22 protein-coding genes are annotated in these 25,365 nt (G+C 75.4%); 9 read left to right on the forward strand and 13 right to left on the reverse strand.

Features of this window, described 5'->3' with window-relative positions:
* Together ACFTZA_RS00010 and ACFTZA_RS00015 are read right to left on the reverse strand one after the other, a co-directional pair.
* Positions 1-193 (reverse strand): hypothetical protein (locus ACFTZA_RS00010; protein WP_378189398.1); only part of this gene is annotated, 193 nt, incomplete at its 3' end.
* A gap of 122 nt (positions 194-315) precedes the next feature.
* Complete coding sequence (locus tag ACFTZA_RS00015) at positions 316-1,080, reverse strand: alpha/beta fold hydrolase (RefSeq protein ID WP_378189400.1); 765 nt, start codon at positions 1,078-1,080, stop codon at positions 316-318.
* 103 nt (positions 1,081-1,183) lie between these two features.
* Between ACFTZA_RS00015 and ACFTZA_RS00020 the strand changes: the two genes are divergently transcribed.
* The 5 genes from ACFTZA_RS00020 (at position 1,184) to ACFTZA_RS00040 (ending at position 6,621) form a co-directional block, all read left to right on the forward strand.
* Positions 1,184-1,969 carry a helix-turn-helix transcriptional regulator gene (locus tag ACFTZA_RS00020; protein ID WP_378189402.1) on the forward strand — a complete coding sequence of 262 codons (786 nt, stop codon included), beginning with the start codon at positions 1,184-1,186 and terminating at the stop codon, positions 1,967-1,969.
* Between the two features lie 52 nt (positions 1,970-2,021).
* Positions 2,022-3,089 carry a hypothetical protein gene (locus ACFTZA_RS00025; protein ID WP_378189404.1) on the forward strand — a complete coding sequence of 356 codons (1,068 nt, stop codon included), beginning with the start codon at positions 2,022-2,024 and terminating at the stop codon, positions 3,087-3,089.
* A gap of 104 nt (positions 3,090-3,193) precedes the next feature.
* Positions 3,194-3,463, forward strand: coding sequence for a hypothetical protein (locus ACFTZA_RS00030; protein WP_378189406.1), 270 nt, complete (start codon positions 3,194-3,196; stop codon positions 3,461-3,463).
* Positions 3,464-3,503: 40 nt separating this feature from the next.
* Positions 3,504-5,666 carry an NHL domain-containing thioredoxin family protein gene (locus ACFTZA_RS00035; RefSeq protein WP_378189408.1) on the forward strand — a complete coding sequence of 721 codons (2,163 nt, stop codon included), beginning with the start codon at positions 3,504-3,506 and terminating at the stop codon, positions 5,664-5,666.
* Between the two features lie 70 nt (positions 5,667-5,736).
* Positions 5,737-6,621 carry a sugar phosphate isomerase/epimerase family protein gene (locus tag ACFTZA_RS00040; protein ID WP_378189410.1) on the forward strand — a complete coding sequence of 295 codons (885 nt, stop codon included), beginning with the start codon at positions 5,737-5,739 and terminating at the stop codon, positions 6,619-6,621.
* Positions 6,622-6,751: 130 nt separating this feature from the next.
* On the opposite strand, the gene ACFTZA_RS00045 is transcribed toward ACFTZA_RS00040, so the two are convergent.
* Positions 6,752-8,239, reverse strand: coding sequence for a ThuA domain-containing protein (locus ACFTZA_RS00045; RefSeq protein ID WP_378189412.1), 1,488 nt, complete (start codon positions 8,237-8,239; stop codon positions 6,752-6,754).
* Positions 8,240-8,416: 177 nt separating this feature from the next.
* On the opposite strand from ACFTZA_RS00045, the gene ACFTZA_RS00050 reads away from it, so the two are divergent.
* Positions 8,417-9,823 (forward strand): MFS transporter, encoded by a 1,407-nt coding sequence (locus tag ACFTZA_RS00050; RefSeq protein WP_378189414.1) that lies wholly within the window; start codon positions 8,417-8,419, stop codon positions 9,821-9,823.
* Between the two features lie 22 nt (positions 9,824-9,845).
* Here ACFTZA_RS00050 and ACFTZA_RS00055 read toward each other — a convergent pair whose 3' ends face one another.
* The 3 genes from ACFTZA_RS00055 to ACFTZA_RS00065 all read right to left on the reverse strand — a co-directional run bounded on the left by ACFTZA_RS00055 (position 9,846) and on the right by ACFTZA_RS00065 (position 14,331).
* Positions 9,846-12,191 (reverse strand): glycoside hydrolase family 65 protein, encoded by a 2,346-nt coding sequence (locus ACFTZA_RS00055; RefSeq protein WP_378189416.1) that lies wholly within the window; start codon positions 12,189-12,191, stop codon positions 9,846-9,848.
* A 68-nt stretch (positions 12,192-12,259) separates the two neighbouring features.
* Positions 12,260-12,925, reverse strand: a complete 666-nt coding sequence (locus ACFTZA_RS00060; protein ID WP_378189418.1) for a response regulator — start codon at positions 12,923-12,925, stop codon at positions 12,260-12,262.
* A gap of 26 nt (positions 12,926-12,951) precedes the next feature.
* Positions 12,952-14,331, reverse strand: a complete 1,380-nt coding sequence (locus ACFTZA_RS00065) for a sensor histidine kinase (protein ID WP_378189420.1) — start codon at positions 14,329-14,331, stop codon at positions 12,952-12,954.
* Positions 14,332-14,472: 141 nt separating this feature from the next.
* On the opposite strand from ACFTZA_RS00065, the gene ACFTZA_RS00070 reads away from it, so the two are divergent.
* Together ACFTZA_RS00070 and ACFTZA_RS00075 are read left to right on the forward strand one after the other, a co-directional pair.
* On the forward strand, positions 14,473-15,306 hold the full coding sequence (locus tag ACFTZA_RS00070; protein WP_378189422.1) for a GAP family protein: 834 nt from the start codon (positions 14,473-14,475) through the stop codon (positions 15,304-15,306).
* Positions 15,307-15,403: 97 nt separating this feature from the next.
* Positions 15,404-15,895 (forward strand): hypothetical protein, encoded by a 492-nt coding sequence (locus ACFTZA_RS00075; RefSeq protein WP_378189424.1) that lies wholly within the window; start codon positions 15,404-15,406, stop codon positions 15,893-15,895.
* Positions 15,896-15,972: 77 nt separating this feature from the next.
* Here ACFTZA_RS00075 and ACFTZA_RS00080 read toward each other — a convergent pair whose 3' ends face one another.
* From ACFTZA_RS00080 to ACFTZA_RS00110, 7 genes are all read right to left on the reverse strand, one after another.
* A complete protein-coding gene (locus ACFTZA_RS00080) occupies positions 15,973-17,454 on the reverse strand; it encodes a flotillin family protein (RefSeq protein WP_378189426.1) in 1,482 nt (493 codons plus the stop codon).
* Positions 17,455-17,509: 55 nt separating this feature from the next.
* A complete protein-coding gene (locus tag ACFTZA_RS00085; protein WP_378189428.1) occupies positions 17,510-17,980 on the reverse strand; it encodes an NfeD family protein in 471 nt (156 codons plus the stop codon).
* A gap of 105 nt (positions 17,981-18,085) precedes the next feature.
* Positions 18,086-18,868, reverse strand: coding sequence for a glycosyltransferase family 2 protein (locus tag ACFTZA_RS00090; protein WP_378189430.1), 783 nt, complete (start codon positions 18,866-18,868; stop codon positions 18,086-18,088).
* Entirely contained in the window at positions 18,865-20,538 is a 1,674-nt protein-coding gene (locus ACFTZA_RS00095; protein ID WP_378189432.1) for a RecQ family ATP-dependent DNA helicase, read from the reverse strand. Before ACFTZA_RS00095 ends, ACFTZA_RS00090 begins: the two co-directional genes overlap by 4 nt.
* On the reverse strand, positions 20,535-22,343 hold the full coding sequence (locus tag ACFTZA_RS00100; protein ID WP_378189434.1) for a pyruvate dehydrogenase: 1,809 nt from the start codon (positions 22,341-22,343) through the stop codon (positions 20,535-20,537). Before ACFTZA_RS00100 ends, ACFTZA_RS00095 begins: the two co-directional genes overlap by 4 nt.
* A gap of 232 nt (positions 22,344-22,575) precedes the next feature.
* Entirely contained in the window at positions 22,576-23,688 is a 1,113-nt protein-coding gene (locus tag ACFTZA_RS00105; protein WP_378189436.1) for an NAD(P)/FAD-dependent oxidoreductase, read from the reverse strand.
* A 107-nt stretch (positions 23,689-23,795) separates the two neighbouring features.
* Positions 23,796-24,689 (reverse strand): methyltransferase domain-containing protein, encoded by an 894-nt coding sequence (locus tag ACFTZA_RS00110; RefSeq protein ID WP_378189439.1) that lies wholly within the window; start codon positions 24,687-24,689, stop codon positions 23,796-23,798.
* Positions 24,690-24,736: 47 nt separating this feature from the next.
* Between ACFTZA_RS00110 and ACFTZA_RS00115 the strand changes: the two genes are divergently transcribed.
* Positions 24,737-25,351: a helix-turn-helix domain-containing protein gene (locus ACFTZA_RS00115; protein WP_378189441.1), complete on the forward strand. Its 615-nt coding sequence runs from the start codon at positions 24,737-24,739 to the stop codon at positions 25,349-25,351.
* Positions 25,352-25,365: the final 14 nt, after the last annotated feature.

Raw genomic sequence — 25,365 nt, forward strand, 5'->3', positions numbered from 1 at the left:
CGGCGCGGGGGTGGGGGCGCTGCACCCCCGGGCGCACGAGCCGGCGGTCGGCGGCGCCGCGTGCCGCCGCCCAGGCGCACCGCTGGGTCGCCTCGCGGTGTTCGAGGAGGGCGGCGCGGTCGTGCTCGAGCGCCCAGATGAGGGCGGAGCGGACGTCGTGGTGCGCGGGGGCGGAGGGCAGGGTGTCGTGCATGGTCCGTCTCGTCGTGTCGGTGGGTGGCCTGTCGGCCGTCTCTATCGGACAAGACGGAGATCCTGGTCATCCGTGACGCGACTTCGACACCTTTTTTCACCCGGCGCCGCAACGACCGTCGTTCAGCCCTGGCGCGCGGAGGCCACGATCGCGTCGGCGAGCTCGCGCGGCCGGGACAGCATCGGCCAGTGCCCGGTCGGCACGTCGAGGTAGGTGAGGTCGGCGATCTCGCCCAGCTCGGTGTGCAGCGGCGGGCCCGGGTTCGCGAGCTCGGCCAGCACGGCCGAGGGGATCGAGGAGCAGATGGCCGTCGCGGGGACGGCGAACCGGGCGGGGTTCGACACGCGCACCGCCTCGCGGGCCACCGGTGCCGGCGTCGGCACCGCGCGCTCGCGGAAGGTCGCGAGCGCGGTGTCGTCGAGGCCGTCCGTGCTCGAGCCCTGCTCGGCCAGCTGCTCCCACGACGGCAGCGGCAGCTCGGCCGCGTCGGCGGGCAGGTCGGGGTTCAGCGCGGCACCGTCGACGAGCGGCCCGGTGTCGACGTAGACGACGCGGCGGATCCTCGCGGGGTCGCGGTCCACGACCTCCTGTACGACCGGCCCGCCGCCGCTGTGGCCGACGAGCACGACCGGCCCGTCGAGCCCGTCGACCAGGTCGACGACGGCGGTCACCTGGTCCGCGCGCGAGACGGACGCGCGGTCCGTGGCGGTGCTCTGCGGCGACATGCCGGGGAGCGTGACGGGGTGCGCGACGAGGCCGGCGGCCTCGAGGTGGGGGACGACGTCGTCCCACGCCCACGCGCCCAGCCAGAAGCCGGGGACGAGGACGACGTGGACGCGCTCGTCGCCGTGGGCGGCGCTGCTGCTCTGGTGCGTTCTCTCGGTCATGGCACGACCGTCCCACGCGGACGGTGACACCGGTCTGTCACCATAGTTCCGCGCGACACCCACCTCGCGCGAGGTGGACGGGGCCGCGCCGGAGGGGACGGCCGTGAACAGGACCGAGCGGCTCTACGCGATCGCGGAGGAGCTGCGCCGCGCCGGCCGGACGGGGACGACCGGGCGGCGCCTGGCGGCCGCGCTCGAGGTGAGCGAGCGGACGGTGAAGCGCGACGTCGCCGCGCTCCAGCAGGCAGGCCTGACGATCTGGGCGCAGGCGGGCCCCGGCGGGGGCTACGTGCTCGACCCGAGCGCGACGCTGCCGCCCGTGAACTTCACGCCCGGCCAGGCCGTCGCCGTCGCGGTGGCCCTCGCCACCCTCCCGCCCGGCAGCCCGTTCGCCGTCGACGCGCTGGCGGCGCGCGGCAAGGTCTGGGACGCCCTCGCGACCGGCGACCGTGACCGTGCGGACGCGCTCGCCGCGCGCGTGTGGGTGCGCCAGACCCCGGAGGGCGGCGGTACGCCCCCGACCGAGCATGCCCCGACCGAGCCTGCCGCGACCGAGCCTGCCGCGACGGCGCACGGCGGCGTCGTCGGCAGCGCGCGCTCCCACCTGCGCGTGCTGCGCGCGGTCGAGCAGTCGCTCGGGTCCTCGCGCGTGCTCGCGATCCGGTACCGCGACCGCCACGGCCAGGAGTCGGACCGGCGGGTCGAGCCGGTGATCCTGGCCCACACCGACGGGCGCTGGTACCTCGTCGCGTGGTGCCGGCTGCGGCAGGGCGTGCGCTGGTTCCGCCTCTCGCGGGTCGTGCGCGCCGACGTGACCCGCGAGGCGTACGTCCCGCGCCCGGTCGCGGACGTCGGCGAGCCGCCCGCCGGGGCGGCCGCGGTCGGCTGAGCGTCGGGGCCCCGGGCGGGCGTCCGTGGGCGGCAGCCGCCAGACTCGCGGCATGGACCACGACGAGGCGCGAGAGATCAAGTCCCAGCTCGCCGGTTACGCGCGCGAGCTCGCCGAGCGCAGCGGCGCCCCGGGGATCGAGGCCAGCGGTGTGCCCGACGACGCGGCGCGCCTCGTGCGGGCGCCCACCCTCGCGATCGGGCTGGCCCCGCGCGAGGACGGGTACGCCATCGCGGTGCGGTACCGGCTCGGCGTACCGACGGCGCGGAGCATCGCGCGCCGGGTCGCCGCGGAGGCCGGGACGGGCGTCGACGTGCGGCGGACCGGCCGGATCCGCGCGCTCGGCGAGCGCCCGCGCGCCGCGGCCCGCTCGGGACGGCCCGACGGCCCGGACGTCCGGCCGCCGGTCGTGACCGCCCTGGCGGCCGGCGAGACGGGACGGGTGCGGCCGCTGCGTCCCGGGGTGTCGATCGCGCACGTCGACGTCACGGCGGGGACGCTCGGCGCCTTCGTGCGGACCACGACGGACGGGACGTCCGGCTCGGTGCTCGCGCTGTCCAACTGGCACGTGCTCGCCGGGTCGCCCGCAGCGCAGGTAGGCGACGTCGTCGTGCAGCCGGGGGCGGCCGACGGCGGACGCGCTCCGGACGACCGCATCGGCACCCTCGCGGGCCTCGTGCCGCTCGAGGCCGGCGTCACGCAGACGGTCGACGCCGCTCTCGCGCTGCTGGACGACCCGGACGTCGACCCGACGTACCCGGTGGGCCGCGTCACGACCACGGCCGTGGCCCTGGGCGGTGAGGCGGTCGGCAAGGTCGGGCGCACGACGGGCATCACCGCGGGGCGCGTGTCGGCGATCGAGCTCGACGACGTCGTCGTCGGGTACGGCGACGAGCTCGGCGCGCTGCGCTTCGACGACCAGATCGAGGTCGAGTCCACCGGCGCCGGCCCGTTCTCGCGCGGGGGCGACTCCGGCTCGCTCGTGTACCGGGAGGACGGCGTCGCCCTCGGGCTGCTGTTCGCCGGCTCGGAGTCGGGCGGGGCGAACGGCACTGGGCTCACGTACTGCAACCCCGTCGGCACCGTGCTCGACCGGCTCGGTGTGACGCTCCTGGGCTGAGCACACGACCGGGGCGAGCCTCGGCCTGCGCGCGCCCTCCCGCCCGACGGCGCAGAGGGGCACAATGGCAGCGAGCGCACAACGGTCCCGGGAGGTGGTGCGTCGTGGCGACGCTCGAGCACGCGCGCGAGGCGAAGTCGTTGCTGCGCCACGAGATCTCCGGCCGCCGGGGGGTAACCGGCATCGGCCTCGCACGCGCCGGCACCGGGCGCAGCGGTGAGCCCGGCGTCCCCGTCCCGGGCCGGACGGCCGAGCGTGCCGAGGACTGGGTCCTGCGCGTCAACGTCGCGTCCGCGGACGTGCCCGTGCCCTCCACCGTGGACGGCGTCGAGGTCGAGGTGCGCGTCACCGGCGCGGTGACGGCGTCGTCCTGACGGATCCGACCGTCCCTGCCCGCCCCGGCACAATGTGGTCGTGACGACCCACGACTCCTCGCCCGTGTCCCGCCTGCCGCGTGTCCGCGCGTCCGAGCTCGTCGGGCGGGGTTGGTTGAACACCGGCGGCTGGGACCTGTCGCTCGCCGACCTGCGCGGCAAGGTCGTCATCCTGGACTTCTGGACCTTCTGCTGCATCAACTGCCTGCACGTGCTCGACGAGCTGCGCGAGCTCGAGGAGGCGCACCGCGACGAGCTCGTCATCGTCGGTGTCCACTCGCCGAAGTTCGAGCACGAGGCCGACCCCGTCGCGCTCGCCGCCGCCGTCGAGCGCTACGAGGTCCACCACCCCGTGCTCGACGACCCCGAGCTCGTCACGTGGTCCGCGTACACCGCGCGCGCCTGGCCGACGCTCGTCGTCATCGACCCCGAGGGGTACGTCGTCGCGCAGATGGCCGGCGAGGGCCACGCGTCCGCCATCGCGGCGCTCGTCGGCGAGCTCGTCGCCGAGCACGACGCCAAGGGGACGCTGCACCGCGGCGACGGCCCGTACGTGCCGCCCGCCCCGACGTCCGGCACGCTCCGCTTCCCCGCGAAGGCCATCACGCTGCCGGACGGCAACCTCCTCGTCGCCGACGCCGGCCACCACTCCCTCGCCGAGCTCGCGCCCGACGCCGAGACGCTCGTCCGGCGCATCGGCACCGGCGAGCGAGGCCTCGTCGACGGTGGACCCGACGACGCACGGTTCAGCGAGCCCAACGGGCTGTGCCTCGTCCCGGAGGAGCTGCGAGCGTGGGTGGGGTACGACGTGCTCGTCGCCGACACGGTCAACCACGTGCTGCGCGGCGTGCGGCTCGCCGACGGCGTCGTGACGACCGTCGCCGGGACGGGGGAGCAGTTCATGGTCGGGGGCGCGGAGAACGTCCTGCTCTCCGGCGCTGTGGTCGGGGCGGCCCGGGACGTTGGTGGCGGCGGGTCTACCATCCGGTCGCTCGTTCCTCGCGACCTCCCGCCAGACCCGCCACGACCCGCCACCACCACCGACCCCGCCCTCTCCGGTGAGCGGCGCCGTGGTCCGTTCGACCCGGGTGTCACGTACGGGCCGCTCGACGTGAAGCTGTCGTCGCCGTGGGACGTCGCGTGGTCGCCGGATCTCGACGCGTTCGTGGTGGCGATGGCCGGGAACCACACGTTGTGGGCGTTCGCGCCGGGAGGCGCGGAGGAGTCATCGATCCGGCTGCTCGCCGGGACGATGAACGAGGGGCTCGAGGACGGGCCGGGGGAGTCGGCGTGGTTCGCGCAGCCGTCCGGGCTGGCCGTCGCCGACGACGGCGGGATCTGGGTCGCGGACTCGGAGACGTCCGCGCTGCGGCGCGCCGAGCCGGTGAACGGTAGGGAGGTCGCGGTGCGGACCGCCGTCGGGCAGGGGCTGTTCGACTTCGGGCACCGCGACGGGCCGACGGACCAGGCGCTGCTCCAGCACCCGCTCGGCGTCGCCGTGCTGCCCGACGGGAGCGTCGTCGTCGCCGACACGTACGACGGCGCGGTCCGGCGCGTCGTGCTCGACGACGCGGCGCCCGCCGCGGACGTCGGGGACGGGGTGGCCGGTACGCGGCTCGCGGGCCAGGTCACGACGCTGGCGACGGGCCTCGCGGAGCCGAGCGACGTCGTCGTGGAGGCGGGTCAGGCGCCGGACGGGTCGCCGCAGGTGCACCTGCTCGTCGTCGAGTCCGCGGCGCACCGCATCACGCGCGTCGCGCTGCCCGCCGACCTCGCGGGCGAGGTGCTCGACGGCGGCGCCCACCGGACCCAGCGCCCCGTCACCGACGTCGCGGCAGGGCCGCTGCGGCTCGACGTGCCGTTCGTGCCCGCCCCGGGGCAGAAGCTCGACGACAGGTTCGGCCCCTCCACGGAGCTGCGGGTCAGCGCGACGCCGCCCGGGCTGCTGCTGTCCGGGGAGGGCACGGGGACGGACCTCGGTCGCGACCTCGTGATCAACCCGGACGTGGCCGAGGGCGTGCTGCACGTGACCGCGCGGGCGGCGTCGTGCGACGTCGTGCCGCTCGGCCCGGACGGCGAGCCCGACCCGGACGTGTTCCCCGCCTGCCACCTCGCGCAGCAGGACTGGGGCGTGCCGGTCCGGGTCGTCCCGGCGGGCGAGCCGGGGGAGGGTCCGGTCCTCACACTGCCGCTGCGGGGCTGAGTGTCCCACGTCCTCCACAGGCTGTCAGCGCTGGATGTGAGGCACGGACGTCGGGTCTAGTGTGGCGGGCATGTCAGACGCGACGACCCCGCGTCCTCCCTCGGACCCGGGAGAGCCGCGCATCCCTGTCACCCTCTCCACGGCGAGCGTCTACCCGCGCCGTGCCGGCTACGCGTTCCAGGCCGCCGCCGACCTCGGCTACGACGGCATGGAGGTCATGGTCTGGTCGGACGAGGTCACGCAGGACGCGGCCGCCCTCCGCAAGCTGTCCGACGAGCACGAGATGCCCATCCGCAGCATCCACGCGCCCACGCTGCTGGTGAGCCAGCGCGTGTGGGGTCGCGCGCCCGGTCCGAAGCTCCGCCGCAGCGTCCGGCTGGCGCAGGAGGTCGGGGCGAGCACCGTCGTCGTGCACCCGCCGTTCCGGTGGCAGTACAGGTACGCGCGCGAGTTCGAGGAGCTGGTGCGCGAGCTCGACGAGACCGAGGGTGTGACGATCGCGGTCGAGAACATGTACCCCTGGCGTGGTCGCAAGCGCGAGATGCAGGCCTACCTGCCCGGGTGGGACCCGTCCGAGCACGGCTACGACCACGTCACGCTCGACCTGTCCCACGCCGCCGTCGCGCAGCAGAACTCGCTCGAGCTCCTCGACGTGTTCGACGGGCGGCTGCGCCACGTGCACCTCGCCGACGGCTCGTCGTCCATCAAGGACGAGCACCTCGTCCCCGGGCGGGGCGACCAGCCGTGCGCCGAGGTGCTCACCGAGCTGGTGCGGCGCGGGTGGACCGGCGACGTCGTCGTGGAGATCGCGACCCGTCGTGCGCGGACCGCGGCCGAGCGGCGTGCGGACCTCGCGGCGTCGCTGTTCTTCGCGCGCACGTACCTGACGCCGGGGCCGCACCCCGCGTACGAGCCGCCGCCCGGGCCGGTGCACCGCCACGCCGACGCGTGGTGACCGCCGGCGAGGACGCGGCAGCGCCCGACGCCGGGGGCGTCGGGCGCTGCTGACTGGTTCCGGGACGCCGACGGCGGCGCCGTGCCGGGCTCGCTCGTCGGACGGGGCGAGCCGGGCCCCTGGGCCGGCGTCAGTCGGAGCCGGGGTACGCGACCGTCGCGTGATCCCACACCTCGGTGCCGTCGCGCTCGGCCGAGACCGTCACCTCGACCTCTCCGGCAGGGGCCTGTGCGACGCGGGACGCGAACGCGTGGTAGCTCGAGCGCCCGGGCACGACGTCCTCGAACGTCCGGGAGCCGTACGCCGTGGCGATCGTGACGTCGACCGGGACGTCCTCCTGGTTGTCGACGCGCACCGCGACGTAGTCCTTGCCACCGAGCGAACGCAGCTCGGCCTGCGCGGAGAACTCGAGGTCGTCACCCTCGCCGGGGAGGGCGGACTGCCACTCGATCAGGTCGTCGATCTTGTCGCCGAGCAGCGCGCGGTCGCCCGCCGCCTCCGACAGATGGTCCACCAGGGCACGAGCGCCGCCGAGGACCTGGACCGCGGTCGCGTGGTCGTCCGCGTCGGCCGCCTCCTCGGCGCTGTCCAGCAGCGCCGTGATGGATCCGGTGATCACGCGGTCGCCGAGCGCGGTCGTGTCGAGGCCCGCGACGATCTCGTCGACCTCGCCGAACGTCACGCAGTCGCCGCCGCCCTCGACGAGGCCCGCGGTCCACTCGATGCCCTTGAGCACGTGCTCGAGGAAGAGCGGGTCGGTCCACGACGCGTCGGTGTGGCCCGCGCCCTCGTACCAGGAGCGGCCGCCCTCGAAGTTCTGGCACCACGCGATCGGGTGGTCCTCGCCCATCGCGTTGTTCCCCGGGTCGTACGTCGACTCGTCGAGGGTGATGAGGACGTGGACGTCCTCGCGCGGGTTGGTCGTGTAGTTGTACCACTCGTCGAACCGCTCCCAGGCGGCGGGCAGGTGCTCCGTCGACGGGTGCGCCGGGCTCTCGACCCGCATGGTCGCCGTCTGCTGCTGCGGGTGGCTGACGAAGCGCGCGCCGCCGCCGGTGAGCTCGCTGTACCAGGGCACGGTGTGCATCGTGTCCGTCGCGGCGTGGAGGCCGACGAAGCCGCCGCCCGAGCGGATGTACCCCTGGAACGCCGCGAGCTCGTCGTCGTCGAGGAGGCGCGGCTTGTCCGGGTTCAGGTCGTTGGTGTTGTCCACCGGCGAGGCGAACACGATCGTGGCGTACTTCTGCAGGTCCTCGGTGCTCGTGAACGGGGTGCTGTCGAGCGTCAGGTCGGGCTGACCGGGCGACCCGTCGCCCCACCAGCCGCCCGAGTCGTTCGGCGGGTCCCACACGTCCACGGTGAAGCCGTGTTCCTCACCGAGGTCGATGAGCGCCCGCGTGGTGTCGTCGATGTGGGAGTGCCGGAAGCCGAGCGTCTCGCCGACGACGAGGATCTGGTAGTCCTCGTCGGCCGCCACGGCTGTCGGCGCGACGGCGGGAGCCGTGGGCGCGGATGCCGCCGGCCCGGCGGACGCGAGCGCCAGCCCGGTCGCCGCCAGGGGGACGGACACGAGCCCCGCCGTCGTCCTCTGGAACGTCTTGCCGTTGAACAAAACCATGCCTGCGTCTCCTCGTCTCGCCGGTGAGTCCTGAGAGCGTCCGGTCGCGCGTGCCACGTCGCCGCGCGGCGGCCAGGGCCTACTTTTCGCGGGCGTCAGGCAGAAGTCAAGAGCAGGCTCCCCGGCTTGCGACGGGCGTCGACCGTTGGTAGGCGGCATCGCGTAGGCTCTGCGATCGTGTCCCGGGTCAACGGTCTCCTCGCCGACACGACGCCGTTGCGGACCTCGCCGCCGTTCCGCCGCCTGTGGTGGGGCCTGGGAGTCTCGAACCTCGGGTCCCAGCTCACCGTCGTCGCCGTGGGCCTGCAGGTGTACGGCCTCACGGGGTCCTCGCTCGCCGTGGGCGTGCTGGGCGTGTGCGCGCTCGTCCCCCTCGTGGTGCTCGGCCTCTACGGCGGCGCGCTCGTCGACGCCTACGACCGCCGCAAGGTCGCGCTCGGTGCGTCGACGGCGCTGTGGGTCATCACCGTCCTCATCGCCCTGCAGGCGTGGCTGCGCCTCGACTCGGTCGGGGTGCTCTACCTGCTGGTCGCGCTGCAGTCCGCGGCGTTCGCGATCAACAACCCGGCGCGGTCGGCGATCATCCCGCGCCTCGTCGAGCCGCGGCTGCTGCCCGCCGCGAACGCGCTGCAGACGCTCGCGTGGAACGTCGCGCTGACGGTCGGGCCTCTGGGCGGTGCGTTCCTCGTCGCGCTGTGGGGCTACCCGGTCGCGTACACGATCGACGCGGTGCTGTTCACCGTGGCGCTGTGGGCGGTGTGGCGGCTGCCGGACATCCCGCCCTTGTCAGCACCGGAGGTCGCCCCGGCGGCTCCTGATGCTGACACGTCGCTCGGGGCCGACGACGTGTCAGGAGCACGCGTCGCCCCGCTGGATCGTGGTGCTGACAGGTCCGGTGCCCGACGGCGCCGCCGCGGCCGGGTGGTCGGCTGGCGGTCGGTCGTCGACGGGCTGCGCTACCTCGCGACGCGGCCCAACGTCCGCACGACGTTCCTCGCCGACCTCGCCGCGATGGTCCTCGCGTCGCCGCGCGTGCTGCTGCCCGCCGCGGGCGTCCTGTGGCTCGGCGGCGGCGAGGTGACGACGGGCGTGCTCACGGCGGCGTTCGCGATCGGTGCCGTGCTCGCGGGCGTGTTCTCCGGCGGCCTGTCGCGGGTGCGGTGGCAGGGCCGCGTCATCGTCTGGGCGATCACGGCGTACGGGCTGTCGATCGTCCTGTTCGGCCTCGTGCTCCTCGCCGTCGGCGCCGCGGAACCCGCGACGGTGCTCGCGGGTGGCCTCGTCGCGGCGTGCGTCGCGCTGGCCCTGGCCGGTGCCGCCGACGCCGTGAGCGCCGTCTTCCGGCAGACGATCCTCCAGACCGCGACGCCCGACGACATGCGCGGCCGCCTCCAGGGCGTGTTCATCGTCGTCGTCGCCGGAGGACCGCGACTGGGCGAGCTCGTGCTCGGGGCGCAGGCGACGTGGGTCGGCGAGGCCTGGGCCGCCGTCGCGGGCGGCGTGGCGTGCGTCGTCGTGCTGTGGCTCGTGCTGTGGGGGCAGCGCCGCTTCTGGCGCTACGACGCCCTCCACCCCGAGCCCTGAGCGGGCGTCGGGACGGCGGGCGCTACGACGCCGCGAACAGCGGGTCCCGTCCGGGCGGCTGCGCGGGGGGCGTGCGCACCTCGCCCGGCGGCACGTGCCGGCGCTCCTGCGGGGAGGCGGCCGTGAGGCGCAGCTTCTCGCCGTGGTGCGTCAGCCGCGCCTCGTCGCCGGCCGTGAGCCGGTACGTCACGGTCTGCCCGCGGACGTCGACCGTGATGCGGGCGTCGCCCTGCCGGACGGCGAACGCGAGGCGCCGCAACCGGGACGGGAGCCGGGGCGCCAGGTGCAGCAGGCCGTCGTCCGCGTGGCGCAGCCCGCCGAGTCCCGCGACGAGCGCCGTCCACGCGCCCGCGAGCGACGCGACGTGCAGCCCGCCGTCGGTCGAGGCGCGCAGGTCGCACAGGTCGAGCAGCGCGCACTCGCGCGCGTAGTCGTACGCGAGGTCCACGTAGCCCACCTCGGCGGCCACGACCGCCTGGGCGGGAGCGGACAGGGACGAGTCCCGCACCGTCAACGGCTCGTAGTAGTCGAAGTCGCGGAGCTTCTGCTCGGGCGAGAAGGCGTCGGAGGCCGTGTGGAGCGCGAGCACGAGGTCGGCCTGCTTCACCACCTGGTGGCGGTACAGCTCGACGTACGGGACGTGCTGGTCGAGCGGGAACCGCGCCGTGGTGCGGGGCTCGAAGTGCCACGGCGCGTGCCGGGTGAAGTCCTGGGACTGCTCGGTGACCCGCAGCTCCGCGTTGTAGGGGACGATCATCCGGCTCGCCGCGCGCAGCCACGCCTCGCGCTCGGCCGTCGTGACGCCGAGTCGGCCCGCCTCCTGGGGGTGACGCTCGCACAGCGCGTCGGCGTGGCGCAGGTTCGCGGCCGCCATGAGGTTCGTGTACGTGTTGTTGTCGACGACGGCGGTGTACTCGTCCGGTCCGGTGACGCCGTCGATCCGGAACCCCGCGGCGGTGTGGTGGCCCCGGCCGGCCCACAGGCGCGCCGTCTCGACGACGAGGTCGACCGCGCTCTCGCGCTCGAGCACCTCGTCGCCGGTCACCGCGACGTGCCGTGCCGCGGCGCACGCGACCGCCGCGTTGACGTGGAACGCCGCCGTCCCGGCCGGCCAGTAGCCCGAGCACTCGCGCCCGCTGATCGTCCGCCACGGGAAGGACGCGCCGGGCAGCCCGAGCTCCGCCGCGCGGTCGCGCGCCAGCGGCAGCGTCTGGTGGCGCCAGCGCAGGTGGTCGGCGGCGGCCGCGGGCAGGACGTGGTCCAGCACGGGGAGCACGAAGCACTCGGAGTCCCAGAAGGCGTGACCGGCGTACCCGGTCCCCGTCATCCCCTTCGCCCGGACACCCACGTCGCGCACCTGGGCCGAGGCCTGCACCACGGAGAACAGGGCGTGGCGCACGGCCTGCTGCATCTCGTCGTCGCCCTCGACGACGACGTCGCCGCGCTCCCACACCTCGGCCAGGAAGCGTCGCTGCTCGTGCTGGAGCTCGTCCCACCCGGCGCGGCCGGCTGCGGTGAGCGCGTCGTGCGCCCGGGCCGCGAGCGCGCCCGTCTCGGTGCCCGCGGCGTGCGCCGCGAGCACGAGCACGCGCAGCCGGTCGCCGGCGCGCAGCCGCGCGGTGAGCGAGGCGGCGCGCGGCGCGTCGTCCCACGTCGCGGTCACACCGTCGGAGCACTCCACGAGGTGCGCCGTCTCGACCGCGAGGGCGCGCCCCGACCGGACGGCCCGCTGGTCCACCGACGACCCCTGCGCGTCGTGGCGGCACGTGACCGTGACCAGCCTGGGCCCGTCGCCGGCAGGGCCGTCGTGCCCCGGCCCGTCGTGCCCCGGCCGGTCGTCGCCGCCCGCGCCGCCGTGCGGGCAGTCCGGCGCGGGCAGGACCGTCACCGTGACGTCGTCCTCTGCCTGCACCTGCCACCACGTGGCGACGATCTCGCGGCGTACGAGCGACACGAGTCGCCGGCTGGTCAGCGTCACGGTCGCGCCCGAGGGCGCCGTCCAGCGCAGCTCCCGGTCCAGCACGCCGTGGCGCAGGTCGAGCTCGCGCCGGTGCTCGTGCACCGTCCCGGCCCGCACGTCGACGGGCTCGCCGTCGACCGACCAGCCGAGGCGCCACGCGTCGACGACCGGCACGAGACGCTCCTCGACCTCGGGGTAGGCGTACCCGCCCTCGGCGTAGGTCTGGTCGTACTCCTCGAACACGGGCGCGACGAGCGTGGCGGGCTCCTCGCCGGGGCCTACCTCGTCGAGCACGCCGCGCACACCGACGAAGCCGTTCGCCAGGCTCAGAACGGACGCGACGGCGCCCGGCTCGAGGTCGAGGTCCGCCTCGCGCACGGACCACGGGTCGGGTTCGCTCGGGGTCACGGACGACACTCCACCACGAACGCGGTCGCCTCACCCCCCGACGCCGACGCCGACGCCCGGGCCGCCGCTCAGGCCAGGCCCGCGTCCCGCGCGACGATCGCCGCCTGCATGCGGGTCGCCACGCCCAGCTTCGCGAGCACGCGCGACACGTGCGTCTTCGCCGTCGCCTCGGTGATGAACAGCTCGGCCGCGATGCCCTGGTTGGACAGCCCGCGGCCCAGCGCTGCCAGCACGTCGACCTCGCGGGGCGTGAGGTCGGCCAGCCGCGGGTCGTCCTCCGTCGGCTCGCCAGGACGCGCGCCGTCGTCCGTCCCCGGCGCGACTCCGCCCGACGCGAACGCCGCCAGCAGGCGGCGCGTGACCTCGGGGGCGAGGACGCCGTCGCCGTCGGCGACGCGACGCACGGCCTCCAGCAGCGCGGCGGGCTCGGCCGACTTGAGGAGGAACCCGGCCGCTCCCGCGCGCAGCGCGCCGTCGACGTACTCGTCGAGGTCGAACGTCGTGAGCACGAGCACGTCCGCGAGCCCCTCCGCGGTGATGGTCCGCGTCGCCTCGATGCCGTCCACGCCCGGCATCCGCAGGTCCATGAGCACGACGTCGGGCCGCAGCGCCCGCGCGTTCGCGACGGCCACGGTGCCGTCCGCCGCCTCGCCCACGACGTCGACGTCCTCCGCCGCGTCGAGCAGCAGGCGCAGCCCGGCGCGGATCGCCGCGTGGTCGTCCGCCAGCAGCACGCGGACGGTCCGCCCGGTCCGCCCGGTCACGAGGTGCCGCCGGTCCCGGGCGCGCGGGCCGGGTCCTGGACCGCTGCGCCGTCGACGGCTGCGCCCGGCGCGGCCGGGACCCGCGCGCGCACCGTCCACCCGCCGTCCGGGGCCGGCCCTGCCGCGAGCGTGCCGCCGAGCCCCTCGGCGCGCTCGCGCATCGTCAGCAGGCCGGTGCCCGCGCTGAGCGCCGGCTCGGCGAGCGGGGAGGGCGCGGGGGCGCCGTCGTCGTGCACGGTGAGCTCGACGTGCGCGCCCGAGCGGTCGAGGCGCACGACCACCGGTGCGCCCGGTGCGTGCTTGAGAGCGTTCGTCAGCGCCTCCTGGGCGATCCGGTGCAGCGCCTGGTCGGTGGCCGCGGGGAGAGAGCCGTGGCCGACGTCGTCCGGGTCGACGACCGTCACGGGGCTACCCGCGGACCGCGCCGCGTCCACGAGGGCGTCGAGATCGGCGAGCCGCCCGGGAGAGGCGACCGGCGCACCGGCGGCGTCGTCCCGCGCCGACCCGCCACGCAGGAGCAGGATCATCGACCGCATCTCCTCGAGCGACGCCACCGCGCTCGCGCGCACCTGCTCCAGCGCGGCGCGGTCCCGCGCCGCGTCCGGCGGCACCTGGAGGGCCGCGCCCGAGTGGATGGCGATCGCCGACAGGTGCGAGGCGATGACGTCGTGCAGGTCCCGGGCCATCGCGGCACGCTCGGCACGCACGGCCTCGTGCCGGTCGAGCTCGGCGAGGCGTTCGAGGTCGCCCGCGCGCTGCCGCTCCAGCTCGGCGGCCCGGGCGGCGCTCGCGGCGTCGCGTGCGGCGAGGTCGGCCCGCTCGCGCTCGAGGTCGGCGAGCTCGCTCTTCTGCCGCACGTTCGTCGCCCACCACAGCGGGAGGAGCAGGACGGCGCCGAGCTGCATCCCCATGAAGACGAACTCGCGCACGTCCCGGCTCGCCTCCCCGGCGGCGACCGCACCGGCGACCGTCACCGTGACCGCCGCGCCCCACAGCCACGCGCGGGGGCGCGGGCGCGCCCACAGCGCCGCCGCGTACAGCAGGTCCCACAGCACGAGCATGAGCGCGACGCTCCCGCCCCACGCGAGGTCGACGAGCACCACGACGAGGCCGCCGGCGAGCGCGAGCACCGGGTGGCGGCGCTTGACGAGGATGAGGGCGCAGCCCGCCGCGAGCAGCGCGAGACGCCACCACGGCTCGGGCGGCCCCGCCGGTGGTCCGCCGTCGACCTGGACCAGGTCGACGAGCCCGACCTCGATGAGCACCCAGCCGAGCGCGAACGTCAGCACCGCGGTCACGACGTCGTTGCGGCGGTCCTCGATGCGCCACACGTCACGCAGCGCGCCGACGACGGGGCGCGTCGACCTCTCGCTCACGCCCCCATCCCAGCACAGCGACGTGCCCCGGGGGATCCGTCGAAGGGTGTACGGCGCGGCGGACGGGCGTCCGCCCGGCGCCTCCGAGATCCTCCGTCCGCCCGACGACGTGGCGGGGCCCTGCGCGCGAGGGTCGTCGACATGGAACTCCCCCTCCCTCTCGACGGCCTGGGCGACGCCGGGCTCGGTCTCGCCGCGACGGCCGGCGTCCTCGTCGTGCTGGCCCTCATCGACTCCACGAGCTTCGGCACGCTCCTCGTGCCCGTGTGGCTGCTCCTCGCCCCCGGACGCCTCCGCGGGGGCCGCGTGCTCGCCTACCTGGCGACGGTGGCGGGGTTCTACCTCGTGGTCGGCGTCGTCGTGATGCTCGGCGCCGGCGCGTTCCTCGAGCGGTTCGGTGCGGCGCTCGACACGCGCGCCGCCACGATCGTGCAGCTGCTCCTCGGCATCGGGCTGTTCGCGCTGAGCTTCCGCTTCGACGGCAAGCGGGCGGCGCGGCGGCGGGCGGAGTCCGGCGGCGGCGGCCGCCTGTCGCGGTGGCGCGAGCGAGCGCTCGGGATCGAGGCGGCGGCCGACGGGCGCGTCGGTGCTGCGGCGGGCCCCACGGCGAGCGCCGCGACGGGGACCACGTCCCGGGGGACGTCCGTGCTGCCGCTCGTCGGGCTCGCCCTGGGCGCGGCGTCGATCGAGGTCGCCACGATGCTGCCGTACCTCGCGGCGATCGGGATCATCACGACGTCCGACGTCGCGTGGCCGGCCTCCGCGGGCGTGCTCGCGGCGTACTGCGTGGTCATGGTCGCCCCTGCGCTCCTGCTGCTGCTCGGCCGCCTCGTCGCTGCTCGCGCCGTCGACCCCCTGCTGCGGCGGCTCGACGCGTGGCTGACGAAGAACGCGGCGGAGATGACCGGGTGGGTCCTCGGCGTGCTGGGTGTGCTGCTCGCGCTGAACGCGATGGGGCGGCTGGGCTGGACGTGACCGGGCGCCCGGGCTGCGTGCGGGGACGGGTCTTCGTACCGTGCTGGGACGGCGACCCGCCGTCGACCGCGTACCGCGACCAGTGAAGGTGGCACCCGTGACCCGTACCCGACCTCTCGGCGCCGCCGCGGCGCTGCTGCTGACCGTCGCGCTCGCAGGGTGCGGTGACGACGGCTCCGGCGGCACCGCCACGCTCCCCGAGCCGTCGGCGCCCGCAGGCGGGCAGACGTCCGCCGGGGAGGATGCCGGCGCGACGGACGACGCCCCGGCCGAGGGCCCGGGAGAGCTGACGTTCCGCACCGAGGACGGCAGCATCGAGATCACCGGACCGTCGGACAACTGCGCCAGCACCACCGGGACGGACCTCCAGGCCACGTTCACGGAGGGTGAGGACGAGGTCGGGGTCACGGTGACCGACGGCGCGGGCCAGGTCACCGTCACCGGCGGCACGACGTTCGAGGGGACGACGACCGAGTTCTCGGTCGACGGCGAGGGGAACGTCGACATCGCGGGCACGGGGGCGCCGGCCGAGGGCCGGATGGAGCCGGTGCCGTTCACCGTGACGGGGGTGTGCACCGCCGAGCGGTGAAGCGGCACGAGCCGCCGGGACGGCGACGGGCCGCCCGGGAGGTCCCGGACGGCCCGCCGTCGTGCGGAGGACGCGGGTCAGTGGCCCGTGCCGTTGCTCCCTGCCGCCGCCTTGCCGTCCGCGCCCGTCAGCGTCCCGCCCGCGAGCCCGGAGATGAGCGCGTTGATGTCGACGCCCGTGAGCTGCTTGACGACGCCCTGACCCTCGCCGAGCACGGAGGCCACGTTCTTCGTGAGCGCGGACGCCCCGTCGGTGGACACCACGGTCATGCCCTGGATCTTGCCGATCGGCTCGGCGGCCGCGCGCACGATCTCGGGCAGGCGCTCGATGAGCTCCTGCACGAGCGCCGCTTCGCCGTACTTCTTCAGCGCCTCCGCCTTGGCGTCGGTGGCGACGGCCTCCGCGCGCCCCTCGGCCTCGGTCGCGGCCGCGCGGGCCTCGCCCTCGGCCTTGATGCCCGCCGCGAGCGCGACCTGGCGGTCGCGCTCGGCCTCGCCGGCACGGCGCACGGCCGCGGCGGAGGCCTCGGCGTCCTGGATCGCCGCGGTCTTGTTCGCCTCGGCGATGACGGTGCGCTTGTAGGCGTCCGCCTCGGTGGCGGCGTTCGCGGCGTCACGGCGCGCGTTGGCCTCCTGGACCTCCGCGTACGCCTTGGCCTCGGCCGGCTTGCGGACCTCGATGTCGAGGCGTTCCTGCGTCACGCGGGCCTGCTCGGCGAGCGCCTCGCGCTCCTGCTGGGCGACCAGACGGTCCTGCTCGGCACGGGCGAGCTGGCCGGCGGCCTCCGCCTCGGCGTTCGCCCGGTCGGTGTCCGCCTTGATCACGGCGCGCTTGAGGTCGAGGGCCTTCTGCCGCTCGGCGATCTGCTCGGCGGCGTCGATGACCGCGAACTCGGACGCCCGCTTCGCCTCGGCCTCGGAGACCTCGGCGACCTGGCGGGCGCGCGCGGACTCCGCGCGGCCGAGGTTCGCCAGGTAGTCCGAGCCCGGCGTCGAGATGTCGGAGATGTTGAGCAGGTCGACCTGGAGACCCTGCTCGGACAGGTCGGCCTTCGTCGACTCGACGACGCGGTCGGACAGGCCCTTGCGGTCGGAGATGATCTGCTCGATCGTCATGTCGCCGACGATGGAGCGCAGCGAGCCCTCGAGCGACTCCTTGATGATCTCGGTCAGCGTCCCCTGCTGGGACAGGAAGCGCTGCGCTGCCCGGCGCACGCCCTCCTCGTCGCCCCGCACCTTGAAGTTGATCGACGCCTTGATCGCGATCTTGATGCGGTTCTTGTCCACGCCCTCGACGGTGATCCCGATCTGGCGCTGCTCGAGCGAGATCGAGAAGCCCTGCTGGAGGATCGGCCAGACGAACGTGCGGCCGCCGACGACGACCTTCTGGCCGCTGCCCGCGGCCTCCTTGCGCCCGGCGCCCCGACCGACGATGACGAGGGCCTCGTTCGGGGGGACGCGCCGGATGCGCTTGCTGATGAAGACGATCACCGCGAACAGCGCGATGACGAGGGCGACGACCGCCAGGGTCGTGACGAGGTCGTTCGAGTCCGTGAACATGGTGCGCGCCGGGGCGCGTCTCCTTCCGGAAGGGGTGGGTAGGGAGGTGGTGGGCTCAGTCGCCGGCGAAGTGGCGGCGCACGCGCACGCGGCTGCCGGACTGCTCGAGCACGACGACGCGCGCCCCCGCGGGGATGGGCTCCTCGGACCAGGCCAGGCGGCGCTCGAGCTCGTGCGCGGCGTCGAGGGACACCTCGCCGGCGCTCGGGTCGATGTCGGTGGTGGCGGTACCCTGCACGCCGACGAGCGACGCGGCGCCGCCGTCCTCGGAGTCGCGCAGGCGGCGCACGAGCGCCTGGACGAGGAGCACGACGACGACGGCCACGCCGAGCGAGCCGGCGTACGCGACCCAGGTGGGCAGGTCGTTCACGGTGACGATGGCTCCCACCGCGCCGAAGACGACGCCCCCGACGCCGAGCGAGGTCCCGGACAGCGCCCCGTCCGCGACGTCGATGATCTCTCCCACGAGGAGCGACAGCAGCAGGAGGGCGAGGCCGGCCAGGCCGATGACGACGAAGACGAGCATGTGGGTTCCCTTGGGCGGCGTGTGGAGTTGTCGTGAAGGCGCGCTCACCCTACCGTGACGCGACGCGCACGTGGGAGCCCTGTGGGAAAAGCGGATGGGGAGCAGTCACCATCGGTGGTTGCCGGGCAGGCCACGGACCGAGGGCGGTGGCGTGGCCTGCCCGGACCACCGGTGCTCGAGGCGCGGCCCGAGCCCCGGGGCGTGCAGCATCGAGGTCCGTGCGCCCCACACCCCGCGGGCCGCGACGCCCCGGAGACTGACGAGCGGACGGCCCGAGACGGCGACGCGCAGCGCCGGGTCCCGCTCGACCCGGCCGCGCCCGCGCACGTGGTAGCTGAGGTCCATGTCGTCGTGGATCATCGGCACGTCGTCGTGCACGGCGTCCCGGACGGCGTGCCAGACGCCGCGCCGCACCGCCAGGTTGGAGCCGAACAGCGCGGTCCCGCGCACCATCGCTCCCACGAGGAGGAAGTACGCGCCGAGGTAGACCGAGCCGCCGACGCGGCCGAGCACGGGCCGCACGTCCGCGAAGTCGGCCGGGCCCGTGAGCGCGGCAAGGTCCGGCTCCGCGCCGAACCGTGCCGCGACGTGCGCGACCCAGGTCGGCGGCAGCACGGTGTCGGCGTCGCAGCGGGCGACGACCTCCGTCCGAGCGGCGTCGTACCCGCGCGCCGCCGCGGGCCAGATGCCGCGCCGCGGCTCGTGCAGCACCGTCGCCCCGTGCGACTGCGCGACGGCGACGCCGCCGTCCCGCGACCCGTTGTCGACGACGACGACGGCGTCCGGGGCGCGGGTCTGCGCGGCGACCGAGCGCAGCAGCCGGTCGAGGTGGGCGGCGTCGTCGAGCACCGGGACGACGAGCGTCACGCCGGCGGGTCCCTGCGTCATGCGGGGTCGAGGAGGTCGTGCTGCGCCACGGCGTCGAGGCTCAGCGTCCGGTACCCGTGCGAGGCGAACAGCACGGTGACGCGCGCGTGCGCCCCCTCGCCGCCGCCCTCGTACCCCATGACCGTGCCCTCGCCGAACTCGTCGTGCCGCACGGTGGCGCCGACGGCGAAGGGGGCGTCCGCGTCGTCGAGGGCCTGCTCGGCGGCGGTGCCCGCCCAGCAGGTGTCGCAGCGCCCGCACGGCTCGGCCAGCTCCTCGCCGAGGTACGCGAGGAGGAACTGGCGTCGGCACTGCGTCGTCTCCGCGTACCCGCGCATCATCTCCAGGCGCGAGTCCTCCATCCGGCGACGTTCCTCGGCGAGCCCGACGGCCGCGTCGGCGACGGCGGCGGGGCGGGCGTCGGGTCCCAGCAGCGCCCGCGCGTCCGTGACGAGCGCACGCAGGCGAGCGAGGCGCCGGGGCAGTCGCGCGCTCCGCGCGTCGTCGTCCGTCGACGGCGCGGCACCGCCGTCCTCGTCGTCGGCGCGCTCCGCACGGCGCAGCGCCCGCGCCACCTCCAGCACGTCGTCCCGGTCCGGGACGGCGACGCGGAAGTAGCGCTGCAGCCCGAGGTCCTCCGGCCGGTAGTACAGGACGGCGACCGCGGGCTCGCCGTCCCGCCCGGCGCGGCCGACCTCCTGGTAGTAGCCGTCGGGCGAACCCGGGACGTCGGCGTGGACGACGAAGCGCACGTCCGGCTTGTCGATCCCCATGCCGAACGCCGAGGTCGCCACGACGACGTCGACCTCGTCCTCGGTGAACCGGCGCTGGGCCTCCTCGCGCTCGGCACGGCGCATGCCGCCGTGGTACACGGCGACGCGCAGCGGCGTACCGGTCCCCGGGTCGGTCAGCGCGTCCGCGAGCTCGGTCGTGTGCCGTCGCGTCGCGACGTAGACGATCCCGACGCCCTGCTCCGCCTCCTGCCGCACGCGCTCGACGACGGCGCGCCGCTTGTCCGCGTCCTCGACCGCGCGCACGACCTCGAGCGCGATGCCCGGACGGGCGAACCCGCGCACGATCACCGCGGCGTCGCGCAGGTGCAGGCGCGCCGCGACGTCCTCGCGGACGGGCGGGGCGGCGGTCGCGGTGAGCGCGAGGACGCGCGGGCGCGGGTCGAGCGTGTCGATGCGCTCGCCGAGCCGCAGGTACTCGGGCCGGAAGTCGTGCCCCCACACCGACACGCAGTGCGCCTCGTCGACGGCCACGAGGCTCGGCCGCGCGGCGCGCACGGCGTCGAGGACCTCGTCGTTCGCGAGCTGCTCGGGCGAGAGGAACAGGAACTCCAGCTCGCCCGCGGCCGCCGCCTCGAGCGCCCGCCGGCGCTCGGCCACGGGGACGGCCGAGCTCACCGCCCCCGCGGCGGCGTCACGGTCGCCGAGCTCGTCGAGCGCGCGCACCTGGTCCTGCTGGAGCGCGATGAGGGGTGAGACGACGAGCGTCGGGCCCGGCAGCTCCAGCCCGGGGAGCTGGTAGACCGCGGACTTGCCCGCGCCCGTCGGCAGCACGAGGAGCACGTCGTGGCCGTCGAGCAGCGCGGCGATCGCCTCGGCCTGACCCGGCCGCAGCCGGTCGTACCCGAAGACGTCGCGGGCGGTCTGCCGGACGTCGGCGAGCGTGGGGTCGTCGCTCACGGGCGGGGGACGTTGCGCAGGTTGGCGCGCGCCATCGACACGACCTCGCCCGTGCCCCCGCCGAGCACCTCCTTGCTCATCGCGACCGCGAACCCGCGCACCTGACCGGCCGTGATGTTCGGCGGGATGGACAGCGCGCGCGGGTCCGTGACGACGTCGACGAGCGCCGGGCCCGGGCGGCGCAGGGCGTCCTCGAGCGCACGCCGCACGTCCTTCGGCTTCTCGACGCGTACCGCCGGGATGCCGATGGCCTCGGCGACGGCGGCGTAGTCGACCTGCGGCGACTCGGTGCCGAACATCGGCAGCCCGTCGACGAGCATCTCGAGCCGCACCATGCCGAGGCTCGCGTTGTCGAACAGCACGACCTTGACCGGCAGGTCGTACTGCCGGAGCGTGACGAGCTCGCCGAGCAGCATCGACAGCCCGCCGTCGCCGGCCATCGCGACGACCTGGCGGTCCCGCCCCGCGTCGCGCGCCGACGCGGCGGCACCGATGGCGTGCGGCAGGGCGTTGGCCATCGACCCGTGCAGGAACGACCCGACGATGCGGCGCCCCGGGCTCGGCGTGATGTAGCGCGCGGCCCACACGTTGCACATGCCGGTGTCGACGGTGAAGACGGCGTCGTCGTCGGCGACCTGGTCGAGGACGTCGGCCACGTACTCCGGGTGGATGGGCGTCGTGCGCTCCACCTTCTTCGTGTACGCCCCGACGACGCCGCCCATCGCCTTCTCGTGCTTGGCCCGCATCTGGTCGAGGAACTTGCGCGACCGCGCCTTCCTCACGAGCGGCAGCAGCATGCGCACCGTCTCGCCGACGTCGCCGACGACCGCGAGGTCCAGGCGCGTGCGTCGCCCGAGGCGCGTCGGCTCGACGTCGACCTGCGCGGTGCGCACCTCGGCCGGCAGGAACTGGTCGTACGGGAAGTCGGTGCCGAGCAGCACCAGCAGGTCGCAGTCGTGCATGGCGTCGAACGCCGCGCCGTAGCCCAGCAGCCCCGACATCCCGACGTCGAACGGGTTGTCGTACTGGATGAACTCCTTGCCGCGCAGCGAGTGGCCGACGGGCGCGGCGATCTTGTCCGCCAGGGCGAGCACGTCGTCGCGCGCGCCGCGCACGCCCGCGCCGGCGAAGATCGTGACCTTCTTCGCGGCGTCGATCGCCTCGGCGAGCTCCTGCACGGACTGCGCGTCGGGGACGACGCGCGGGCGGGCGGGGCGCGTGGCGACGTCGGGCACCGCCGCGGGCGCCTCGAGGTCGGCGACGTCGCCCGGCAGGGTGAGCACCGAGACGCCGGGGCCGCCGAACGCGTGGTGGATCGCCGAGTTGATGACGCGCGGCGCCTGCTCGGCGGACGAGATCATCTCCGAGTACACCGAGCACTCGTTGAACAGCCGGTCCGGGTGCGTCTCCTGGAAGAAGCCCGTGCCGATCTGCTTGCTCGGGATGTGGCTCGCGATGGCGAGGACCGGCACGCGCGAGCGGTTCGCGTCGTACAGGCCGTTGATGAGGTGCAGGTTGCCCGGGCCGCACGAGCCCGCGCACACCGCGAGGCTGCCGGTGACCTCGGCCTCGCCGGCTGCGGCGAACGCGGCCGCCTCCTCGTGGCGCACGTGCACCCACTCGATGCCCTTGCCGGCGTTCTCCCCGACGTTCGAGCGGTGCACCGCGTCGACCACGGGGTTGAGGCTGTCACCGACGATGCCGTAGATCCGCCGCACCCCCGCCTCGATGAGCTGCGCGACGAGCAGGTCCGCGACCGTGCGGTCGCGCTTGTCCTGCGGGGAGCGGCCGATTCCGAACGGCATGACGTACCTCCACGAGCGGGGACGGTTCGCCGTCCATCGTGCTCCGTGGTGCGTCCCGCCGCAGGGCGAGAGGCGCCGGCCGCGGCGTCTCGTGCGTCACGTCGGTGCCGAACCCCGGGTCACGGGCGATGTCGTGTGCCGAACCCCGGGTCACGCGTCACGAGACGTCTCCGGTGCCGCGCAACCCGGGGTTCGGCGGTGCTCCGTGACGCGCAACCCCGGGTTCGGCGCGTCAGGCGGTGCGGCGGGCGGCGTACGGGGACCGGCGCCGGGCGACCGCCTGCGCGACGTCCTCCTCGACGAGCTCGGCGTTGATCTGCGCACCGGCCATGACGCCCGCGGCGGCCGACGCGCCGACCATCGCCGCGAGGTCGCTGGAGTTCCCGGCCGCCCACACGCCGGGCAGCGGGGTCGCGCCGCGCGCGTCGGACGGCACGTAGCGCCCGCCCACGGCGTGGTCGTCGAGCGTGCCCCCGAGCTGCTCGTACAGCTCGCCGCGCGCGACGAGGTACGGCGCGACGGCGACCGCGTCGACGTCGATCGTCGTGCCGTCCTCGAGGACGACGCCGGCCAGCCTGCCGTTGCCGTTGCCGTTGCCGTTGCCGTAGGCATTGTCGTTCGCGGCGCTGTCCCCGTCGCCGGTCTCGGTGCTCTCGGTGCTCTCGGTGATCGCGAGGCGCGCGACGCGACCCTCGACCACGCGCACGCCGAGCGCCGCGAGCCGCTCCCACGCCCCGTCGTCGGGCTCGGGAGCGGTGTGGAGGAAGAGCGTGACGTCGTCGCTGAGCTGACGCAGCAGCTGCACCTGGTGGATGGCGTTCGCGCCGGTGGCGAGCACGCCGATCCGGCGGCCACGCACCTCGTAGCCGTGGCAGTACGGGCAGTGCAGCACGTCGCGGCCCCACAGCTCGCGCACGCCGGGCACGTCGGGGAGCTCGTCCACCAACCCGCTCGCGAGCAGCAGCCGCCGCGCGCGGACGGTCGTCGGGTCCGTGCCCGTGCCGCGCGGCTCGTCGGCGGGGGCCGGGACGACGTCGATCTCGAAGCCGTCCTCGACGCGTCGGGCCGCGACGGCCCGGCCCGGGCGGATCTCGGTGCCGTAGCCCGTCGCCTCGCGCCGCCCGGCCGCGAGGAGCTCGTGGGGCGCGGCGCCCTCGCGACCGAGGAGGTTGTGCGCGCCCTCGGCGGGCGCGTTGCGCGGCTCTCCGGCGTCGATGACGACGACGGAGCGCAGCGAGCGGGCGAGCGTCACCGCCGCGGACAGGCCCGCCGGCCCGCCGCCGACGACGGCGACGTCGTAGGTGCCGGCGGCGGTCGTGCCGTCGGTCGTGGTGGTGGAGGTCATGGCGCTCCTCGGGGTGTGGGGTGACGGTGCGGGATCGGGAGTCGGGGAGTCCGGGAGCCCCTGGCGTCCGGCAACCTGGTGGTTCCGGGAGCCGGGCCGGGCGGGGCTCAGGAGGTGGTCGGACGGCGCGCCGTCCACAGGACGCGTCCGGCCCGCGCGGACACGCCCGTCGGGAAGGCGGGGTCGTCGAGCAGCGCGGCGACGGCGGAGTGGTCCGCGGGGTCGAGGTGCGGCGCGAGGTGCTCGTGCAGCCGCTCGAGCGTGGCGCGGGCCCAGCGCGCGGTCGTCGGGCCCGGGGCTGCGGTGGCGTGGTGCTCGGTGCGCTCGACGGTCTCGAACCCCGCCTCCTCGAGGTACGGCGTCCAGTCGGGGTAGCGGTTCCAGCCCGCGTGGACGGTCGCGGACGTCAGGCGCTCGTCGAGCCCGGGGCGGCCGGTGCCGGGCGGCAGGACGGGCGTGGAGCCGGTGATCTCGACGACGGCCACGAGCCCGCCGGGGGCCAGCGCGTCGTGGGTGTCGCGCAGCACGCGGGCCGGGTCGGCCACGTGGTGCAGCGACGCCGACGCCCACACGACGTCGGCGACGCCGGTGGCCGGCCACGCGGCGTCGAGGTCGGCGTGGACGGATCGCATCCGCTCGCCGACGCCGGCGGCCTCCGCCGCGCGCCGGGCACGATCGAGCATCGCGGGGGAGGAGTCGACCGCGACGACCTCCGCCGCGGGGAACGCCCGCGCGAGGGCGACCGTGCCGGTCCCCGTCCCGGCGCCGAGGTCGAGCACGGTGCGCACGTCGGCGGGCGCGGCGGCCGCGACCCGGGCGACGACGTCGGCGAGCAGGTCCGCGAAGACGACGGCGTCCAGGTCGAGCAGCTCGACCCACGCGGCCTCCGGGTCGTCCGGGTGTCCGTGCGCGTGTCCGTGGTCGTGGCCCCCGTCGTGGCCGTGCACGGGGTCGTGCGGGTGCTCCGTGGCGGGGTGGGCGGCGTGCGGCTGCTCGGTCATGTCTCGACCGTACGCCCATGGTGCGCCGCGGGCATAGACTCTTGCGCATGACGCAAGAAGTTGACCTCGACGCGATCGTCCGCCAGCGCATCCGCGGGTTGCGGCTCGCCCGCGGCTGGACGCTCGACGCCCTCGCGGCGCGGTGCTACCTCAGTGCTTCCACGCTGAGCCGGATCGAGACGGGCGGTCGCCGCATCGCGCTCGACCAGCTGGTCCCGCTCGCCCGGGCGCTCGGGACGACGCTCGACCAGCTCGTCGAGCCGGTCGACGACGAGGACGTCGTCATCCGTCCCGAGCCCAGCAACCGGGAGGGCGTCACGACGTGGCTCCTGTCGCGCGACCGCGGGGGCAAGACCGTGGCGAAGATGCGCTTCACGCCCGAGCACCCGTCCGGGCCGGACCGCCAGCGCGTGCACCCCGGGCACGAGTGGTTCACCGTGCTGACGGGCACCGCGTGCCTGTTCCTGGCGGACCGCCGCATCCTCGTGCACGAGGGGCAGGCCGCCGAGTTCTCGACGATGGTGCCGCACTCGTTCGGCGCGCACGGCGGTCCCGTCGAGATCCTCACGATCTTCGACCACGACGGCGAACGGGCTCACCTGCGCGACGACGGTCCGCGCGAGCTCGCGGAGACCCCGGACGCGACGGCGCCGTCCGGCTGAGCGGACGTCGTCGG

The sequence above is a fragment of the Cellulosimicrobium sp. NPDC057127 genome (assembly GCF_042670945.1).
Classification (GTDB): domain Bacteria; phylum Actinomycetota; class Actinomycetes; order Actinomycetales; family Cellulomonadaceae; genus Cellulosimicrobium.

Excerpts from the sequence above, each read along its gene's own strand:
- ACFTZA_RS00085 (WP_378189428.1), bottom strand. The coding sequence starts at position 17,980 with ATGCTCGTCTTCGTCGTCATCGGCCTGGCCGGCCTCGCCCTCCTGCTG.
- ACFTZA_RS00045 (WP_378189412.1), bottom strand. The coding sequence starts at position 8,239 with ATGGTTTTGTTCAACGGCAAGACGTTCCAGAGGACGACGGCGGGGCTC.
- ACFTZA_RS00100 (WP_378189434.1), bottom strand. The coding sequence starts at position 22,343 with ATGCCGTTCGGAATCGGCCGCTCCCCGCAGGACAAGCGCGACCGCACG.
- ACFTZA_RS00090 (WP_378189430.1), bottom strand. The coding sequence starts at position 18,868 with ATGACGCAGGGACCCGCCGGCGTGACGCTCGTCGTCCCGGTGCTCGAC.
- ACFTZA_RS00105 (WP_378189436.1), bottom strand. The coding sequence starts at position 23,688 with ATGACCTCCACCACCACGACCGACGGCACGACCGCCGCCGGCACCTAC.
- ACFTZA_RS00080 (WP_378189426.1), bottom strand. The coding sequence starts at position 17,454 with ATGTTCACGGACTCGAACGACCTCGTCACGACCCTGGCGGTCGTCGCC.
- ACFTZA_RS00110 (WP_378189439.1), bottom strand. The coding sequence starts at position 24,689 with ATGACCGAGCAGCCGCACGCCGCCCACCCCGCCACGGAGCACCCGCAC.
- ACFTZA_RS00070 (WP_378189422.1), top strand. The coding sequence starts at position 14,473 with ATGGAACTCCCCCTCCCTCTCGACGGCCTGGGCGACGCCGGGCTCGGT.
- ACFTZA_RS00025 (WP_378189404.1), top strand. The coding sequence starts at position 2,022 with ATGGACCACGACGAGGCGCGAGAGATCAAGTCCCAGCTCGCCGGTTAC.
- ACFTZA_RS00040 (WP_378189410.1), top strand. The coding sequence starts at position 5,737 with ATGTCAGACGCGACGACCCCGCGTCCTCCCTCGGACCCGGGAGAGCCG.
- ACFTZA_RS00015 (WP_378189400.1), bottom strand. The coding sequence starts at position 1,080 with ATGACCGAGAGAACGCACCAGAGCAGCAGCGCCGCCCACGGCGACGAG.
- ACFTZA_RS00115 (WP_378189441.1), top strand. The coding sequence starts at position 24,737 with ATGACGCAAGAAGTTGACCTCGACGCGATCGTCCGCCAGCGCATCCGC.